The sequence below is a fragment of the Ruegeria sp. CK2 genome (assembly GCF_056536585.1).
In genome coordinates this window covers 178,249-196,741 of the sequence record NZ_JBQFPW010000008.1, presented here as the reverse complement: position 1 = coordinate 196,741, position 18,493 = coordinate 178,249, and the positions used below count along the sequence as shown (strand labels likewise).

Genomic DNA, 18,493 nt, shown 5'->3' with positions numbered 1-18,493 from the left:
GCATGGCCAGCGTAGACATTCACTGCGATAGCATCACCAAACGATTTGGCGGAACCGAAGTGGTTATACCATTTTCTGTAACGCTTGCCGCAGGGCAGACCACCGCGCTCGTGGGTCCTTCAGGGTGTGGAAAGTCAACTATATTGCGGATGATTGCTGGGCTCGACACGCCAGACAGCGGGACGGTAGCACTGGGTGCAGAGCCACCTAGGACGGTTGCTCGGAACGGAGCATTGGCCATGGCCTTTCAGGATCCGTCGCTGCTGCCCTGGCGCAGCGCGCGCGCAAACATTGCGCTTGGAGCCGAGTTGGCGCGCAAACCCGTGGGTGATGTTGATGCGCTGATTGACCTTGTGGGACTTGGCGGTTTTGCCGACCACCGCCCGGGTGAGCTATCAGGCGGTATGCGCCAACGCGTCGCGATCGCACGCAGCTTGATTTCAGAACCCGATGTGTTGTTGCTGGACGAACCCTTCGGTGCAGTCGATGCCATGACGCGTCGACGGTTAAACGAAGATCTGCCACCGCTTTGGCGATCCCGCGGAGCGACCGTTGTGCTTGTCACCCATTCAGTGCAGGAAGCCGTGCTTTTGTCCGACCGTGTTTTGGTCTTGTCACCGCGCCCCGCGCGCGTGGTTGCGGACATCCCGATTGCACTGACAGGCACGCGGGACAGTAAACTTGTCCAGACTGCAGAGTTCGCAGCCTTGTCGAAAGAGATCTTCGCCGTTTTAGAGGACAGCATATGACCGTACTGCGCTTGCTATTATGGCTCTGTGTTGTGTTGGTTTTATGGGAAGGTGCTTTGCGCTTGGTGCCGGGCAGCCTGCTGGTAAGCAGTCCTTTGGCAATTGCGGGATATGTATCAAACAATGCAGCGCTGCTTGCCCGCGCTGCGCTAGAAACGTCGGTCAACGCCGCACAGGGCTTTGTCTGGGGGAATCTCGCAGCGATAGGGTTGGGCACCATAATGATCGTCTTCCCCCGCAGCGCGCGAACGCTATCTGCCGTTTGCCTGCTTGTGTTTTGCGTGCCGTTGATTGCCAGTGGACCCATTTTGCGCGTGTTGTTTGGGCCCGGCACTGGCCCACAGATCGCGCTCGCCGCCTTGGCAGTTTACTACACAACCCTACTCACGCTACTCGTCGGCTTGCGCGCCGTGTCACAAACTTGGACTGATCTGATGCTCGTTTATGGCCGTGGTCCGATGTCGACACTGATCCGCGCGCGGGCGCGCGCAAGTTTGCCATATCTCTTCGTGGGCCTACAAATCAGCGCACCTGCCGCCCTTTTGGGAGCCATGATCGGCGAGTTCACGGGGGCAGAACGAGGGCTGGGTGTGCTGACCTTGCGCGCCATGCGGGGGTTGGACACAAATGCGACATGGGCGCTGGCGCTTATTGCTGCACTGATCGCCATGATCGCTTATGGGTCGATCGGCTGGCTTGGTCAGCGCGTCGTTGCGTACAGGCCCGTCATTCTGTTGTCGGCAACTGCCGTCTCTGCACGTCAGAGACCATGGAAGTACCTGATCGAGATTGGGTTCACTACGGCTTTCGTGCTGATCCTTTGGCAAGTGTCGATGGATGCATTAGATCTCAACCGCTTTTTCGCGAAACGTCCCGGCGATGTGTGGGACTTTCTGGCCGAGGCGCAAAATCGGAACACAGTTTTGTCGGCTCTCGCTGAAACCTTGTCTTTTGCCGTTCCTGGATACCTTGCCGGCCTTGCCTTGGGCGCGGCGCTGGCTGCATTGGTGGTTTTGTCGCCGGCATTGAACCGCGCAACAATGCCGGTTGCCGTAGCGCTGCGTGCTGTGCCAATCATCACGACTGCACCGCTTCTGGTGCTTGCGTTCGGGCGCGGTCTGGTGGGGACCATGGTCGTCGTCGCAGTAATGATCTTCTTCCCGACATTTGTCGCCTGCCAGCAGGGTCTTCGCCAAACGCCCGGTCAGGTCGTTGACCTTTTCAGAAGCTATGACGCCGGTCGCTGGCACTTGCTGCGCGCGGCACAAATACCAGCAATGCTACCCGCCTTCTTCGCCTCTGCCCGTATGGCCGTGCCAGCCGCTTTACTGGCGATCACAACAGTAGAATGGCTTGCGACAGGCAAAGGGATCGGCGTTTTGATGGCCACAACGGCGAGCACATCCAACTACAACATGCTATGGTCCTGCGTTGTGATCCTCGCGGTTGTCGCAGTGGTGGTTTATGCCGCTGTCGCCACAGTGGAGCATAGGGTCCTACGCATATACGCGAATGAACAGGTGTGATGAATCAAGCCGTTTTTGCTATCCCTGGCGACAAGAATCGCCGCACCGGAGGCTTCATATATGAGGCCCGCGTGCTGCATGAATTGAACGAGATGGGGTGCAGCATAGCTCATTTGCGATTGCCGGACAGCTTTCCCGATCCTACCGTCGCAGACATGGTGGCGGCTCTGGATGTCTTGTGCGCTGTGCCCTCGGATCAACCGATCATATTGGATGGTCTTGTTTTTGGGGCAATCGATCCCGACGGTCTTGCCGAAGTTCAAGCGCCAATCATTGCGATGATCCACCATCCTCTTGGCCTGGAAACCGGACTGCCCAAAGCGCGTTCCGCTTTTCTGCTGCAAAATGAAGCTGCCGCTTTGCGCCATGCCGATCATGTTGTGGTTCCGAGCTCTGAAACAGCGCGCAGTTTGTGCCGTGATTTTGGTGCAGAAGCACACCGGATCACAATCGCACCGCCCGGTTTTGATAGGCCGGTTGTGAACCGTCAGCTCTCTGATCCACCGCTCATTCTCTCCGTCGGGCTTTTGGCACCTCGTAAGGGTCACGATGTCTTACTGGACGCTTTAGGGCATCTCGAAGCCCTCCCTTGGCAGGTCGAAATCGTAGGCAAGACACATGATCGGGACTATGCCGCCGCCTTGTTCAAGCAGGCACGCGCGCTTAACATCGACTCGCGCGTAGCTTTCGCAGGCGAGCTTGATCAGAACGACCTAACGGCCCGTTTCAATGCAGCATCGGTTTTTGTTTTGGCCACGCGCTACGAAGGCTACGGCATGGTGCTGAGCGAGGCGATGATGTACGGGTTACCAATCGTCTCTTGCCGTGTCGGTGCCGTGCCGACAACAGTTGGCAAGGCCGGGATTTTAGTTGCGCCCGACGATCCTGGCGGCTTGGCAGATGCTTTGCAACGGGTCATTCAGGACACGCGCGAGGCACAGCGGCTCTCTCGCTTGTCGTTACAACGGTCATCTACGCTGCCCCAATGGCGAGACACAGCCCATGAGTTTTCGACGATAATAGCGCGGCTTAGATGCGCATGAGTATTCCTCCAAACGGCCGCGGAATACGACCCCCCACAAGAAGCCCATATGATCCACAAGATGTCATCGGCCTTGACGTTAGAGCGCGTCTTCGGGCTAAGCGTGACGTTACTAAACCGTGCAGTCTTTGTGAAAGTGCGCGTTGCAACCCTCGAGTATGGGCATAGTGTTGCAGTTTCCACGAACGACGGCTTTCAGGTACCCCGGCTGGGATCCGCGAATGTCGGCAGAGGGCCACGAGCAGAGAGTGTATCGAACCGTCCGACTTTGGTTCTGCTCCCAATGATCCAGAGGCGCTGATGTCAGACAGCTGGGCCGCCCAGGGGTACGGCTAAGTCACGCCACCCGATACCAACAAGCTCAGATCAAAAAGACATCGTCATTCAGCAGATCATCAAGAAGACCCAACCCTGCAACGTCAACGTCTTTGGATGGCACGGGCTCCACCTCTGGGGCTTCGTCTCGTTGCAATGAGTTCCAGATCATCTCCTGATCGGTCTCCACCGGCGCGTCGCTCTGTATTTCAACAAAGTGAATCTCGTCAGAGTCGTCCACAATTGGGGCCTGCTTTTGGAATTGCGCAAATTTCGGTAGGGCGTAACCAACCGTTCCGCTGCCGTTGATGTCGTATTGGTAGAAGTCTTCGACATCGATAACGTCAGGGATAATCTCTCCGCTGAGATAAGCTCCGGAACTGTTCAGAGTCCATTCCACATAGGTGCCGTCGGTGTTTTGCAGCAGAACTTTGTAGCCGCCCCCAAAAGCTTCGGCATGTAATGCTGTCCATCCCGGAAGAGTGTTTGGGCCAATGTTCTGCCCGTTCCAAGTCAGAGTTTTGGTGCCATCCACAACATATGTATCTTGCGCCGAAACGTCCAGATTCACAGACCCGTTGGTTTCGATATTGCTGACAACAACATGACCGACGTTGTTGTCGCCATCGATATCGGCATCATAGAAGGTCTCGACATCGACGACGTTGCCGATCACCTCACCAGCGACGTATTCGCCAGTACCGTTCAGCGTCCATTCGACATAAGTGCCATCTGTGTTCTTCAACAGAACTTTATAGCCGCCGGTAACTGCTTCGGCCTGTAGCGCAGTCCATCCCGGCAGAGTGTTTGGGCCAATGTTCTGCCCATTGTAGGTCAATTGCTTGTCACCATCGATGATGTAGCCGGTTTGTGTCGAACTCTGAAGCGTGATAGCGCCAGCGCTTTCAATGCTTGTGGTGACATGACCAACAGTGCTGTCGGTATTCAAATCAACGCCATAGAAAGCTTCAAGGTCATAAACGTTGCTTGCAGTCGCTCCGTCGACGTAAGCTCCGGAACTGTCCAGAGTCCATTCCACATAGGTGCCGTCGGTGTTTTGCAGCAGAACTTTGTAGCCGCCCCCAAAAGCTTCGGCCTGTAGCGCAGTCCACCCCGGCAGAGTGTTTGGGCCAATGTTCTGCCCGTTCCAGGTCAGCGTTTTGGTGCCATCCAAAACATATATATCTTGCGCCGAAACGCCCAGGTTCACGGACCCGTTGGTTTCGATATTGCTGAGAACATGACCGACGTTGTTGTCGCCATCGATGTCGGCACCATAGAAGATCTCGACATCAGCGACGTTGCCGATCACCTCACCAGCGACGTATTCGCCAGCACTGTCCAACGTCCATTCCACATAGGTGCCATCTGCGTTCTTCAACAGAACTTTATAGCCACCGGTAATTGCTTCGGCCTGTAGCGCGGTCCACCCCGGCAGAGTGTTTGGGCCAATGTTCTGCCCATTATAGGTCAATTCCTTGTCACCATCGATGATGTAGCCGGTTTGTGTCGCATTCTGCAGCGTGACAGAACCAGCGTTTTCAACGGTTGTGGTGACATGACCAACAGCGCTGTCGGTATTCAAATCAACGCCATAGAAAGCTTCAAGGTCATACACGTTGCCTGCAACCGCACCGCTCTCAAATTCTCCATTTGTGTCCAAAATCCATTCCACATAGGTGCCGTCGGTGTTCTGCAGCAGAACTTTGTACCTATGGATCTCAAAAGCTTCGGCCTGGATGACAGTCCATCCCGGCAGAGTGTTTGGGCCAAAATTCTGCCCGTTCCAGGTCAGATTTTTTCCATCGATGATGTAGCCAGTTTGTGTCGAATTCTGAAGCGTGACAGCGCCAGCACTTTCAACGGTTGTGGTGATATGACCAATGTTGTTGTCACCGTTTAGATCGGCCCCATACACCGTCTCCAAATCAACAACATTGGCAACATTCGAGCCGCCTGTAGCTTCGCCCTGACTGTTCAGAGTCCATTCTGAATAAGTACCGTTCACATTCTGCCAAAGCAGGCGGAAGCCTGTTGCTGTTTCTTCAGCCTGAATAGCGCTCCAACCTGCTAGTGAGTTTTGCCCGATGACCTGGCCATTCAATTTCAAGGCAATATTGTCCGATCCTCCATCGAGGACATAGATACCGTGGGCCGCATGTTGCAGAACCGTACCATTGGTTTCGATGTCGCTGATTTGCATGGCCTGCATCACACCCGCTTGAGTGAACCCCTGCAAACCATTGGAGAACTGGAACGTCTCTACGTCATTGGAAACAGTAAACGTGACGCCGTTAATAAGATTTGTGAACCCGAAAGTCGTACCATTGTTCAGGAATAGGTAGTCAGTGATGGTGTAGACGAACCGGATCGTGTCGAAGCCCGAACCGCCGATGAAAGATCCGCCGTTGCTGGATACAACGGCGATGTCATTGTCGCCCCCACCGTTGACCACATCTACACCAGCTCCTGCAGCGACATAGATCACGTCGTTGCCACTGCCGCCATTGATTGTGTTGCCGTTATAGCCGTTGGACAAGGAATAGAAGACGTCGTTGCCTGCGTTGCCAGACAGCACGTTCGACGCAAGGTTGCCAAAGATTATGTCGTTGCCCGATCCACCGGACGCATTTTCGATCACAACACCATGGGCGATGGTGTATCCACCTCTCACGCCTGAGGCAGACGAGACCGCTCCACCACCCGTGGCTGAATAGTCAAGCGTCGCCGGGCGGAGGTCCAGAACGGCATCGTTGCCGGCGATATGTGCCAATGTATCGATACCACCGGTGTCCCAAATGGATTGATAGCCGGTTCCCGCAGCATTTACCGCATCCAACGTATAAGTGTTGTTGCCAGAGTTGGTCGAGGTATTGGCGCCATACATTGCCTGCAACGCCGCGATATCCAAAGCACCAAGCCCTGTCGAGCCACCAGAGGTTGCGGATAAAGGCAGGACGCCATTTTGACTGGTCCACCCGTCATTGTAGGACATGACGGTAAAAATACCTTGGTTCAGGCCCGCTACACCGAACGAGTCAAATGGCTGGGTCACACCAGCCATCACCGAAGAACCTAACCCGTCATCATGAGGGTGACCCAAACCCAAAGCGTGACCAAGCTCATGCAGAATCGTAGTGAAAAAATACCCGCCAGGTGCACCGTTCGAGGCGTTCCAGTAATCAGTGTTGAAGGCGCCATACAATGGCGTGCTGCCTCCCGCGACCGGAGCCTGGTGAAAGCCCAGAATTGACGGCCGCGAAAAAAACGAACTGGGTGCTACAACCTCGATCAGATCAGCGCTGGCGACGCTTGTTTCAACAAAATTTATGTTCGCCACCGACTCAATCACATCCAGAGCCATTTTGAATTGCGCTCTGAGGCTTGGCGTCCAAGCCCCTGTGTCCAAATATTGGGCGAGACTATACGTGATGGTCGTAACCGTATTGGGATTCCCATCACCAAAGGCATAATTACCCTGAATGGCACTGAGAGGGGAAGAAGCTGAGGGACGGGGTATGTTGGTGAACATTCTTCTGCTTTCGGGTTCTTACTGAAATTCTGAACTAATTTGAACGGCTAAACTGTTTGTTAAGGATTATGCAACTTTGATGCGAGGCGTCAGTCCTGGTTTTAGGTCGAAAATCCATACCGGTTACCGCAAGGACACAGTCTAAAGCGTGACGTTACCGTCTAAATGGGCGTTCCCGAGCACGACACCTGTGCCGGGAAAGGTTTGGATTCTTTTTCCTATATACATGCCATATGCCGAGTTGATTGCCGGGTATAGTTAATTCGGCATTAGGCAAGTATTCGTTCGTTTCGAAGCAAGGGCTTGAAGAGTATGGTGGCGAGTATTGGCTTCATTTTGGGCCGTGTTTTGCAATCATTTCAGGCGAGTGAATTTACATCTGAAAGCAGTCTACGTTAGGGGTGTGGCAACAATTTGGCGCGCGCCAGCCATCAACGCTACCAATGCCCGATCCATGTCAAACACTGAGGAAGCAGGGTGATCATTGAGAGGTCGCTTCGACCACGCCGAATCGGGCATTTCAACATGCGGAATCTGAATCGCTCCGGTTTAGCCGGAGGCCCTTAGCTTCGTTTCGCGCGACCAATCGATACATACGAGGGTGGCCATTTCCAGATCCTGCACGTTGCGCCTCAGGCCCCGGCTGATAGACAAGCTCGGTTTTGTAGAGGCCGTTATCGTCTCAGCGAGGGCATAATCGTAACTGTCGCCAGCGCGGCCGACCGACGGCTCGAGCTCGGCTTCAGCCAAACGCTCTGTGTATCGTTTGGACGGGTATTGCCGACCGCGGTCCGAGTGATGGATCAATCCCTCTTTCTGGACAGAGCGTCGATCATGCAGGGCTTGTTCCAGAGCATCGAGAACAAGGTCTGTCTTGGCAGACCGCGAGACCCGCCATCCCACGATGCGGCCAGCGAATGTGTCGATGACGAAGGCGACATAGACAATGTCTTGCTAGGCAGAGATGTACGTAAATCACTGACCCGCATCAAGTTTGGTGCTGGGGCCCGAAACACGCGGTTCACCTTATCAGGTGGACATCGCGCTGGCGTGTTGGGGACCGTTGTTTTGGCCACTCATCCGCGCGCGGCACCCCGGATGCCAATCTGTTTCAGTCGGCGCTCTACCGCACAGCGCAGCATGCAAGTTGATGATAGAAAGTTGACGGCGCAGTCGGCAGCACCCTGCAGATCGACTCGGTACCGTGAACAACGCGCTGACCTTCAATGAAGGCGATCATCGCTTCAGCGGGCGGACGAGTTCCGCTTGCGCAGAACACGCGCTTGTCTTGCAGAGGATCTCACTCACTTGACGTAGCTCGCGGACCTCACGTTCGAGAGCTTTGATCCGCTCCCTTTCCTCGGTGGGGATACCGTCTCACATCCCGTTGTCTTTCTCGGCCTGCTTGACCCATCCGCTCAAGGTCTGGGGAGTACAGCCGATCTTGGTGCGATGGCCGTGATCACCCCCGCCTGCGCCTCATAGGAGCCTTGATGCTCGAACTGATCTCGCTCCCGTGTTGCTTGTTCTTCTTTTGAGCCTGGCGGGGCAGATCAGCACCCTTAAACAAGTCGCGGTGGAGCTTGCCAACATGTTCAGCAAACTAAGGCTTATGAACATGGCGCGTGGGGAATTCGTGACGATCGGGACCTACGTTCCAGACATAACATCGATGCCAGGGCTGCCTGGTTGGGTGCAGTAGCCCGCGAGCCTGGTGACGGTTACGTTGGTTGCATGACGTCAACCCCCACCTATCGTCAAAACGAGTAAATGCGTTTTGCCACTGGAACGAATACACCATTGACCGAACCGCGTGAATTCACACAACCAGAAGGACCGTAGGCGCTAGAAACAACCTGACGATGCCAAATAGCGTCGTGTTAGAGATCTACCGCACCATTTGCTGCAATGCGTATAGAAGCCCGCTTTGACGAGGCATCAAAATTTGCGCCAAATCCAATCTCGTATGTATCACGATGCTTCGATCACGTCAGCTCATGGCTACTGAACAGGCTCGCCTCGAAGCGCTTTATGACCGGTCGAGCTGTAGTGTGCGTATCTTTCGTTCCGTGCAATAACTCTGGAAAGATTTCGGTCAGTTCTTCGTAACCCGCCTGATCCACTTGCGTAATGTAATCGCCAGCGAAAAAACTCTCTAGAAGCGCGCCGTCAGAGAAGATGATTTCGTGTTGGTCAAACATGAAGTGCGTGTAGGTGACTTGATCGCAGGGCTCGCGAAATATCCGGTCGCCGTTGCACAGATGCTTCGCGGCGGAAAGCAACTCAGGTTCCTGAAGCCAAAGCTCGCATTTCCAACCGGACAATAGAACGCGATGCTGTGGAGAAAGTCGGATCCGCCGCTTGTTGCCAATCGAGCCCGGTAGAAAACAGATTGGAGCATGCTTGCCGCGACCGGAAACAGTCCGTTTGCCGATCCACCGGATCGGTTTTGGGCCATGATCTAGGGTTTCAACCAGATCGCCGCAGACAAGGTCTTCGACCAGCACATCTCCCTTGGGTGTTCTGATTGGCGTACCGTCAGTAAAGCAGGCGACCGTGACATTCTCAACATTGACATAGACGAAAGTATTGCCGTTGGGCAGGGTGACGTTACCCCCTGTTGAGCCGGGCGAGAACGGTACGAATGTCGATCCCGCTGGCAGGACCAGACTATCAGTTCCCGCTCCGCCCTGGACGAAAACCGTGTTAAGCCCCGCATTAATGATGTCGTCGCCTTCGCCGCCATCTAGGTTCCCGGAACCGTCTTCTCCAAAAAGTACATCATTGCCTTCGCCGCCGGAAAGGTTGTTCGACCCTGAACCACCACGCAACAGATCGTCACCGTCGCCACCGTTAATATTGTTGTTCCCGGTGCCGCCGATCAGCGTATCATTGCCATCGCCGCCGGTCAGAGTGCCGCCAAGACTGCCGTCGTCCTGAAAGGTATCGTTTCCGCTGCCACCGGTATAGCCACTGCCATTCAGGCCGACCGATCCGCTAACGTTACTGTCGGCATCGTTGCCTTGATACTGGACAAACTGGTTGAACGATCCCGCAGCCAGATCCGCATCGGTGTAGGTCGTGGTCGTGCCGGTGGATGTGTCGGAAAAAGTAATAGAGCTACCAGTTATGGTGATCTGGAAATTGTCACTGATACCGCGCGCGTCGATTGTACTGTCCGGGCCGACGTCCAGACCCGCCCAGAATGACGGATCAGATATATTGGCATCGGTAAGAACGACGAAGACAGGCATTGTCTTTTACCTCTAGCGGCCAGACGGACGCATTCGGACGGTTTCCGTCTAAATCAGAACTGCTTGATAATACCACTCATTCTACAACGGAATGCTTCGAGTTCAAATTGCACAAAAGAGAAATAGCTTCGCTTGGATAGTTTTTGCCGATGCCGGACACTCTCCGGTCGTTGTCTCGATGACGGCAGCGCGCGCAAAGTGAAACAAGGATTTATCAATAGACTAGGCTGCACAATAGCCGTTTAGCGGTCTGTTTATCCCGTTTCGATTGGGTTTTCGTGCACCATGGCACACTGCTGACCACCTGCAGGCCAAAGCCAGTAGAGCGAAAATGGCTCCCATTGAAAATTCGATAAATTGATTAATTTGTGTGAGCGTTTCATGAATAGAATACTTGAACACTTGCAGAAATATGAATCTGGAATTTGATGGTCTGGCGAAGGTTTGGTTTTGCCGCAAAGAGGACCTATCGACGCGATGGGTGCGACAGACCTGCAACAAGTGCGCACTCGTTAAATCAAAACTAGCTTCAGCGACGCTTGCGCCGCAGCTGATCAAAGCGCAGGCCACTGGACTTTTCGCCGCGGCCGGTCTGTTTGCGCACGCCCAGCCAGGTGAACACTTCGCCGCCATACCACCTTGTGCGTTGAAAGCTCTGACTGATCTTGGCACCTGCGCGGGGCACTTCCTCTTCGTGCAAATCATACGGATCGCCACTGCCCAGATTGTGGCGCAGCAACGCAGTGCGCGGACGGATCGGTTCGGGCGGGTTTGGATCGCCGTCGATCAGGCGGGGCATAGCGGCCCGGCGTAGCTGGATTTCGCGGGTACTGCCGGGTACATGTACCGGCACAAAGGGGATCCAGTTTTCCGGGACGCGAGTCATCACGCGGTAACGCCACGCGGCGTCGTTTTCCAGCGGATCGGGGGGGTCGGGCAAGGGGCCGTCATCTTCGACCAACCTTTTGAAATAGCGCCGGGTTTCGTGTCCGGTACGGCGTCCGAAGCGGCTTTGACCATGCGGCAACGGCACCCGAGTCTCGATACCCCAGACCATGTTCGCCACCTCGTCGCGGATCAACTCGGCGGCCTCTAGCGGACGACCTTCGTGGATTTTCGGTGCCGAAGGGATCACAAGCAGACTGGTATCAGCCGGAATGTCATCCGAGCCGCGCGTCGCCAGGTTATACATCGACCAACGCTGCCAATCCTCGTCATCGCCTTTGCCCGCCGCCTCAATCCACAATCGTTCGCCAAATACGTTTGTCACGCTCAACCCCCGCACCTTGGACAAGGTACCTGCAGGCATCGTCAGCGGCAGCATGAACCAATCATTGGCGTAGACCAGCGCAAACTCCATCACCAAAAGCTTGTTGATCTCGGTCGTGTCAGGATCCACGTCGCCGAAATTGGTGCTGCCGTCCTCGAACCGCCACCAGCGCGTGTGCGGCATACCTTCAAAGCTGATCGGAGTGGGCAGGAAGCTCGACGTGGTCGCGTCCAGAACATCAGCCGGTGCCGGGGCATCCGCAACCGGACCAAGCCCGTTGCCGCCCGGTTCGAAATCCAGATTATACCAATCCAGATGGCCGTGATAATACTCATCCGCCGTTAGATGGGCCTCATCACCGCCGTGAATAGGCGCCGATGTATCAAAGGAATACTCTAGCTTAGGTGGTTGCCAGGCATCACCGACCCCTTCGTCAGGCTGATAAAACAACCGTTCATACCAGGCAAGGAACACCGCCTCGGCATCCTCGATGGGTCCGGCACTCGCCGCATTGTCTAGCGTAATCCGGTCATGCGCATGCTGGCCGGGCGTGCGCAACCAAAGCAGCAGCTCATAGCCGTCCATTGCCCGGCCCGCCAACGCCGAGACCGCTTGCCAACTGTCCAGATGCGCGCAGACGGCGGCATCTGCGGACACCGACGGGTCAGGTTCGTCAAAGCCGAACTCATTGATGAATTTCTGCCGCAAGCCGACTTCAATCCCGTCAACGAGTTTAAGCCAACGGCGGCCCATTTCGGCACGGATATCGATTGCCATTGGTTGCGCGCCCGCTTCAAAGGGGATCGGGCGCTGTTCCACTTTGGCCTCAAGCGGGACATCGTCATCGAAGGCTTCGGCATCATGGCCGCGCGGACGGTACTTGGTCAGCTGAGAGGTTTCAAAATGCACCTTGGCCGTGACCGGTGATCCCGCGTCGTCGCCCTTGAATTCGCCCATCTGCCATTGCTTGGTCAGCATCCACAGCGCATCGCGAACTTCGGCCTGAAGCGCACGATCGAAATCATGCCGGCGCGGCCGCCCTTCCAGACGGTTCCACAAAGTGACCGTCGGCAATGTCCGTTTGGCGGTGAACACCGCCTCGATATTCGAAAGGGCAACGAAATCATTCATCACTGTTTCCTTGCGCAATATTGGCCATGACGGCAGAAAAATTGTTGTTTTCCGCAAAGTTGAGCGCCGCCGTCAGCGGATAGAGGGTCACAGCTGAGATCACTGCAGGCAGAAATCGCCCATAGCCAGTGGTGTCGATATGGTCCGGTTCAATCGCCCGTTTGCGCGCCAGATCCATGGTTTCCAATACGCTGTCCACCAGATCGTCCCAGCGCCACGCCCCGGTGAATTCGGCAGGCAGAGCCAGCAGCAGGCTTTGTGGCGGCTCAGAGTTTGGCCGATCATAGTGGAAAGTCAGGCCGGTATCTTCTGTCCGGCTGGGTATGGTCTCGGTCATTTCATCCAGCAACAGCCCGGCCTGATCTTGCGTTTCGTCGAAGGGCACTGCGTAGTGGGCGGTATAAAGCAGCTTGTCTTCGTCGATCACAAGATCGCTGCCATCCGGCAAGGTCTGCGGATAATCAAGCGCCAGCCAAGGCAGATCGGGCCGGTGCGGAAATTGCAGCGGCTGCAGCGCCGGATCGGCGGTGCCAAAGGCCTCGGTCAATTGGGTGACGGTCTCAAAGGCGCCGATTTTGTCCCGGACCCGGGCAAAACCGGTCATGAAGTCATCCACTGGGAAGGGTCGGCCCAGCGTGGTTTCCTGATAGGACAGGATCGCGCGATCGGCTGTAGCCCCCAACCCCCAGGCTGCGCGCCATTCGGCCCCTTGAAGGGGAGGCAGGGCAAAGCTGGGCACCATCTGGAAATCGTCGCCAAAGATCGCCTGCGCAGCCTTGGTCCGGTCTTCAACCTGTCGCCGTGGATCAGTTTGCGAATCCGCTTGGATCATCAAAGCGTCCACCGCTTCCAGGCGCGTCGTCATTTCAGCGGCCATGCCCGCCGCACGGCTTGCCATGTCGGTGGCCAACGTGACAATGCCGGTGACATGAGCGCGCAGGTCCAGCGGCTCGGTGTCGAAATCCGCCAAGGTCGCAAGCCGTGCCTCGATGGCGTCATGCAGGCCGGAAGCGGTGTCCTGTGCTGGGCCAATCGCTGCCAGCGCGTCGCGTTCGGCGACGAAAGCGGGGCGCGCAGTGTTCACCAGATCGTTGCGATAAGCATCCGGGTCGGCGGGTTGCGGGTCGGTGTTGGTGACTGCGATCAGCCGCTCGGCCAGGATCAGTGTTTCGAATTTAGCATTGTCGCCCGCGCCGGGATCACCGTCAAAGGCAGCGATCGCCGCATCGAACTCGGCCAGCCGGTCATCCAAGCGTTGCACCCGGTCGGTCAGCGTGGTTTGCAGCCCCGCAAAGATCCGGCCCCGGTCACCATAGATCACCCCGGTTCCGGCCTCCAATTGCGCAAAGGGCTGCGCCGCAAGAATAGCAGTCACGAAATCGTCGGCGGTGGCATCAATCTGTGTCACGATTTGGGCGGTGGGCTGCGGGTCGGCCTCGATTTGTGCCGTCAACGCAACCGCAAAACTATCCAGATCGTCTCGCGCCGCAGCCATGGCTGTTCGGTTCAGGGCAATGCGTTGTGGATCAAGCGAGACACTCACGTCCTGTGTCTCGGTTGCCTCGTCTTGCAGGGCCATGTCGGTTGGTCGCAGCGGGCGCGATTCAAGCAACATCCGACGCAAAGGTTTGATCATCGCCGTCAATTCAAAGAACGGCACATGCCCGGCCAGCGTACCAATACGGCGGCGATAATGGATCGTCATCGCCACATCCGGGCGCGGGGCATGAGTGCGGATCACATGCGCCTCAATCATGTCATCCAGCGCCTTGCCCGCCCGATCATCATCGGGGTCGAGCACGTAAAGCATGTCCAGTGGGGCCAGTCCCAGATCGGCCTGACTGACCTCGTGTTCAGCAAGCGATGCACCATCCGGCCCGATCAACTCGACAACACAGGCAACGCGCACTGCATCGGGCAGCACCCCGGCCAGCCAGGCATCCAGCGCCGGTTCACAGCGCGCACGCGGCGAAATGCGGGCGGCATCGGCCGGATCCAACCCCACCGGCAGATGCAGCGCAACGCGGTGCGTCAGGTTCACACCGGTGCGCGGCGTGCGGATCACGTCGGGCGTAGCCGGGAATTTACCTTTGGAATAGGTGTTCAGAACAGCGCCTGCCCTGTCGTAATTACCCTGCACCACCTGATGCACACTTTCGGCCATTGCCAGATCGGCCACGGCATCGGCAATATCCAGAAGACGTTTTGCCTCATCACTGATTGCGGCGGCTTGCGCCGGGCTTGCCGGAGGCAGATCATCACCCAGTCCAAATGGGTAGTCCTGCGCACCGTCTTTCAGGTGATCAACGAATTCCAGCCCATCAATCACATTGCGCGCCTCGACCTTGCGAATGCTGATTGCCTTGCCTGAGCGGGTCGGTTGCAGCCGGTCTCCGGCCAGCGGGAACACCTTGCGCAGATCGTAGATGAACTCATCCACCTCGACATCGTGACGGTCGTGCAAGCCACGTTCGAACTGATACCCCAGCAGAGCGGCAAGGTTTTGGTCGGCCTTCATCCCTTCGATGATCGACAACGCCATGCGCACACGTTCGGATGTCAGGTTCACCGCCAGACTCTCGGGATTGCCCGGGGTTGCGTTGGATATATAGCCATTGCGCAGGACCGCCGCTGTCACCGCATGGTTCAGCGATGGCGCGTGGATATATCCCTGGTTCTTGTCATCGCGGGCCAGCGGCGGCGCGTCCGGTGTGTTGAAGATTGCCCCCAGCTCACCGTCTAGACGCACAGGCTCCAGATTCTTGAACTCGGGCCGCACGTCTTCAAGATATCCCCAAGCGCCAACATATAGCCCGGTTTGCACGGCGGTTTCGCCCCGGTCCGTCTGTCCGTCGCCATCAAGATCAACAGGCGCTGAATAGCGCATCTGCTCAAGCTGCGCGCTCATCAACCCGCCATACCAAGCGTCCAATCGGTATGTGCACAAATCCAAATGCTCAGCAAAGCACCGTTCCAATGCTGCGGTGGGCCGTCCGCTTAGATGATCCAGTGCGCGCAACTGACGGCTCAGATAGGCCGTGGCCGTCATCGTGTTCATCACCGTCGGGATGAAATCGCCAATGCGCCGATCAGCCACTCCTGTGATCGTTGCCTCGCGCTGGTACAACCGCGCCCAGCGCGAATTGCCTGCCGCCTCTTGCGCAGGATCGGCCAGCGCCGCTTCGCTCACCTGGATAAATTCCGGCTCACGCCGGGCTTGTCGCGCTTCAATCGAGGTCATCAATCCGGCATTGACGAACAGTTGCACGCTGGTCTCGACATAGCTTAAGTCCAGCGCGTGGCGCATCATGTGATACAACAACGCGCGGGGCCGCCCATCGGCAAAGCCCTCTTGTCTGCGCAGCGTGTCATGAGAGGTCGCCGCCGCCTCACGCAGCCAAGCCAGATAATTCTGCCCGGTATCGGTATAGGCGCGGATCGCATCCGTTTCCGACAGCGCCACATCATCGATCAGCGGCCCGCTCAGATTATTGGGCGCGCGGGTGAAGTACTTTTCCAGAATGGACGGGATTTCGGCGTCTTCCGCATTGGGGTCATAGCCGTATTCCCTTAGCAAATTCAGCCCACTGGTAGCGTATCCCAGTGCAATGACAAGCGCGAGTAACCCGCCACCTGCCCCGCTTAGCCGCATCCGGTTATACAGTTGTTGCAAGCTCTCGGCATAGCGCTGCTGAAACTCGACGGAACCGGGATGCAACCCCAGAACATCCAACAACACCTGTTGTGGGTCTGCGGTGCCGGGCTTGCCGATGAAAGACACGCGATCCAAAAGCGGCTCAAGATCACCCTCGAACTGCCGCATCATGCCGTAGAGGCGGAGCAGGAATGGATCGCCCCCAAGCGCACTAGTGTTCACACTGGCCGCACCAATCGGATCGCGGTGTCGCGGCGCCATCCATCGCAGGCGTGATCGAGGTGTGACCGGCAAGATACCATAAGGTTGTCGCCCAACACGGATCGCCGGGATATTGCCGCGCGCCGACACATGCCGGTTGAAGAAATCGCGCAGCCGCCGGATCGTCGCATCCTCAAGCACCGGTTGCAGCATCGTGTCACAGAAATAGCCAAGCGTTGCAGGCCATAGCGCCACATTCATCGCCTTGGCATCGCGGATATCGGTGCGCCCGTAATGCGGGATCACGCGCAACGCCCCCGGGTCAAGCCCCAGCATCTCGGCCAACCAACGCCCATCGGTTTTGTCATACCAACCTGCGGGGTCGGGCGGGGCTGCGCCAAAATAGTGATCAAAACTGACATCGGGATCTTCGCGCCAGTTGTAATCCGAGGCAGCGCTCTCCACGTTGTTTGTGGGCCGTCCCTGCGGCAGTATCGTAAAGCCGGATTTGGACCGGTGATGGCGGCTGATCAGGTCTTCCATCCCGGCGCGACCTTCCTCGGCATCATCGCGCAGGCGCATGCCCAAGATCAGAACCTTATCGAATCCACGGCGAAATGCCACCGGATCCAGAGGGATGCGAAAGCCCATGCCAACCGAAACGGCCCTATCAAAGTCGGTGAGCCATTCCATTTCATCGCCGACCTTTAGATCTTCACCATCAGGGCGGATCTGTTCATCCTCTTCGGCCTGTGGATCTGGGGCCACCGCCAGATCCGGCTGGATCGGTGCGCCCAAGTGTTCCTCGGTCACTTCGCCATCATTGAGACCCATGAATACCAGACGATCCGGCAACAGCCGCGCGCGTGGTGTTGTGGCCCAGCCCTGCAGCCGCAATCCAGCATCCTCGTCGGTGGGGAAATGCAGAAAGGCGACCTGCACCTGCACATCCGCACGGGCCACGCCCTCGGGCGGCGTGTCTGCGAGGTTGGTAGGAATGTAGCTTTCGCGTAACTCCTGCGCACGCGCCGCATTTGTTGCGGCCTCCAGCGCGCTCAGCGCGGCGGCTTGCGCAGCAAGGTCTTCGCCTGCAATCCAGGTTGCGGCCCAATACGTCCGCAGGGCATCGGCCTCGGCAGGCGCCAGCGGAGCGCGGGTCGGGATGGTCAGGACGATCCATGCGCCGTTTTCAGGCGGATCCGGGCGGTCGGCTTCGTTCAGCGGCATGTAGGCCTGCGTGATCCAGTGAGATCGCCCGGCGCCCTGCCCGGCCATCATCACAGCCCATGCGCCACGCTCTTGTGCTTCGACACCCCCTGCTGCCCAAATCCCGGCCCAATAGGCGCGCGCGCTTTGCGCTTCGGTATCTGACGGCGTGTCTTCGAAACTGTCGACCGAGAAATCGTCCGGGTATACCCGCACCCAAAGCCGCCCAGTGTCACCATCGGTCTCATCCGCTGGTTTGAATCGCGTTTCAATACGCAACGGCACCAGACAGATGGGAATACGGTCGTTGAGATTGGAGATACGCTCGCGCGGGTGTACGGCGGCGAACTGCGCCACCAGGTCCCTTTCAATCAGACGCACCTCGGCAAGGCGCGCCCGTCGATCGGCTACGACCGCTTCGTGCTCGGCAATGCGCGCCTCCAGCTCTGCTGCTGCATCCGGGTTCTCACCGCCACGCCCTTGGAGCCAACGGGCTCGACCGCTGCGTTCCAAAGCCGCGCGGGCAGATCGCAAGGCGCGATCCTGATTTTCGACCTCGGCGTGGGCTGCGGCAAGCTCGGCTTGGCGGTCTTCGAACTCAGACATGGCCCC

General features: G+C 57.1%; 7 protein-coding genes, 2 pseudogenes and 1 other annotated feature. Of the genes and pseudogenes, 3 read left to right on the top strand and 6 right to left on the bottom strand.

The genetic code is table 11. The features are described from left to right. The first annotated feature begins 2 nt into the window (after positions 1-2). From ACR0BU_RS14095 to ACR0BU_RS14085, 3 genes are read left to right on the top strand one after another with little or no spacing between them, the layout of a single operon-like run. Positions 3-749, top strand: a complete 747-nt coding sequence (locus ACR0BU_RS14095) for an ABC transporter ATP-binding protein (protein WP_300072966.1) — start codon at positions 3-5, stop codon at positions 747-749. Then, the gene (locus ACR0BU_RS14090; protein ID WP_480737946.1) at positions 746-2,275 is read left to right on the top strand and encodes an ABC transporter permease; all 1,530 of its coding nucleotides are present in this window, start codon (positions 746-748) and stop codon (positions 2,273-2,275) included. Before ACR0BU_RS14095 ends, ACR0BU_RS14090 begins: the two co-directional genes overlap by 4 nt. After that, positions 2,275-3,318 carry a glycosyltransferase family 4 protein gene (locus ACR0BU_RS14085; protein WP_298934756.1) on the top strand — a complete coding sequence of 348 codons (1,044 nt, stop codon included), beginning with the start codon at positions 2,275-2,277 and terminating at the stop codon, positions 3,316-3,318. Before ACR0BU_RS14090 ends, ACR0BU_RS14085 begins: the two co-directional genes overlap by 1 nt. Before the next feature lie 360 nt (positions 3,319-3,678). Here ACR0BU_RS14085 and ACR0BU_RS14080 read toward each other — a convergent pair whose 3' ends face one another. The 6 genes and pseudogenes from ACR0BU_RS14080 to ACR0BU_RS14055 form a co-directional block, all read right to left on the bottom strand. Further along, complete coding sequence (locus tag ACR0BU_RS14080; RefSeq protein ID WP_480737945.1) at positions 3,679-7,164, bottom strand: matrixin family metalloprotease; 3,486 nt, start codon at positions 7,162-7,164, stop codon at positions 3,679-3,681. Positions 7,165-7,728: 564 nt separating this feature from the next. Next, a pseudogene (locus ACR0BU_RS14075) lies at positions 7,729-8,300 on the bottom strand (DDE-type integrase/transposase/recombinase); the annotation flags it as partial. Between the two features lie 2 nt (positions 8,301-8,302). Further along, a pseudogene (locus tag ACR0BU_RS14070) lies at positions 8,303-8,675 on the bottom strand (transposase); the annotation flags it as partial. Then, positions 8,330-8,446, bottom strand: a sequence feature (AL1L pseudoknot). (Overlaps the previous pseudogene by 117 nt.) Positions 8,676-9,149: 474 nt before the next feature. Continuing rightward, positions 9,150-10,418: a Hint domain-containing protein gene (locus ACR0BU_RS14065; RefSeq protein ID WP_480737944.1), complete on the bottom strand. Its 1,269-nt coding sequence runs from the start codon at positions 10,416-10,418 to the stop codon at positions 9,150-9,152. Positions 10,419-10,947: 529 nt separating this feature from the next. Then, positions 10,948-12,819, bottom strand: coding sequence for a hypothetical protein (locus tag ACR0BU_RS14060; protein ID WP_299083753.1), 1,872 nt, complete (start codon positions 12,817-12,819; stop codon positions 10,948-10,950). Next, the gene (locus ACR0BU_RS14055) at positions 12,812-18,487 is read right to left on the bottom strand and encodes a hypothetical protein (RefSeq protein ID WP_480737943.1); all 5,676 of its coding nucleotides are present in this window, start codon (positions 18,485-18,487) and stop codon (positions 12,812-12,814) included. The genes ACR0BU_RS14060 and ACR0BU_RS14055 overlap by 8 nt, the downstream gene beginning before the upstream one ends. Positions 18,488-18,493 lie beyond the last annotated feature (6 nt).

Excerpts from the sequence above, each read along its gene's own strand:
- ACR0BU_RS14055 (WP_480737943.1), bottom strand. The coding sequence starts at position 18,487 with ATGTCTGAGTTCGAAGACCGCCAAGCCGAGCTTGCCGCAGCCCACGCC.
- ACR0BU_RS14095 (WP_300072966.1), top strand. The coding sequence starts at position 3 with ATGGCCAGCGTAGACATTCACTGCGATAGCATCACCAAACGATTTGGC.
- ACR0BU_RS14090 (WP_480737946.1), top strand. The coding sequence starts at position 746 with ATGACCGTACTGCGCTTGCTATTATGGCTCTGTGTTGTGTTGGTTTTA.
- ACR0BU_RS14060 (WP_299083753.1), bottom strand. The coding sequence starts at position 12,819 with ATGAATGATTTCGTTGCCCTTTCGAATATCGAGGCGGTGTTCACCGCC.
- ACR0BU_RS14085 (WP_298934756.1), top strand. The coding sequence starts at position 2,275 with ATGAATCAAGCCGTTTTTGCTATCCCTGGCGACAAGAATCGCCGCACC.
- ACR0BU_RS14080 (WP_480737945.1), bottom strand. The coding sequence starts at position 7,164 with ATGTTCACCAACATACCCCGTCCCTCAGCTTCTTCCCCTCTCAGTGCC.
- ACR0BU_RS14065 (WP_480737944.1), bottom strand. The coding sequence starts at position 10,418 with ATGCCTGTCTTCGTCGTTCTTACCGATGCCAATATATCTGATCCGTCA.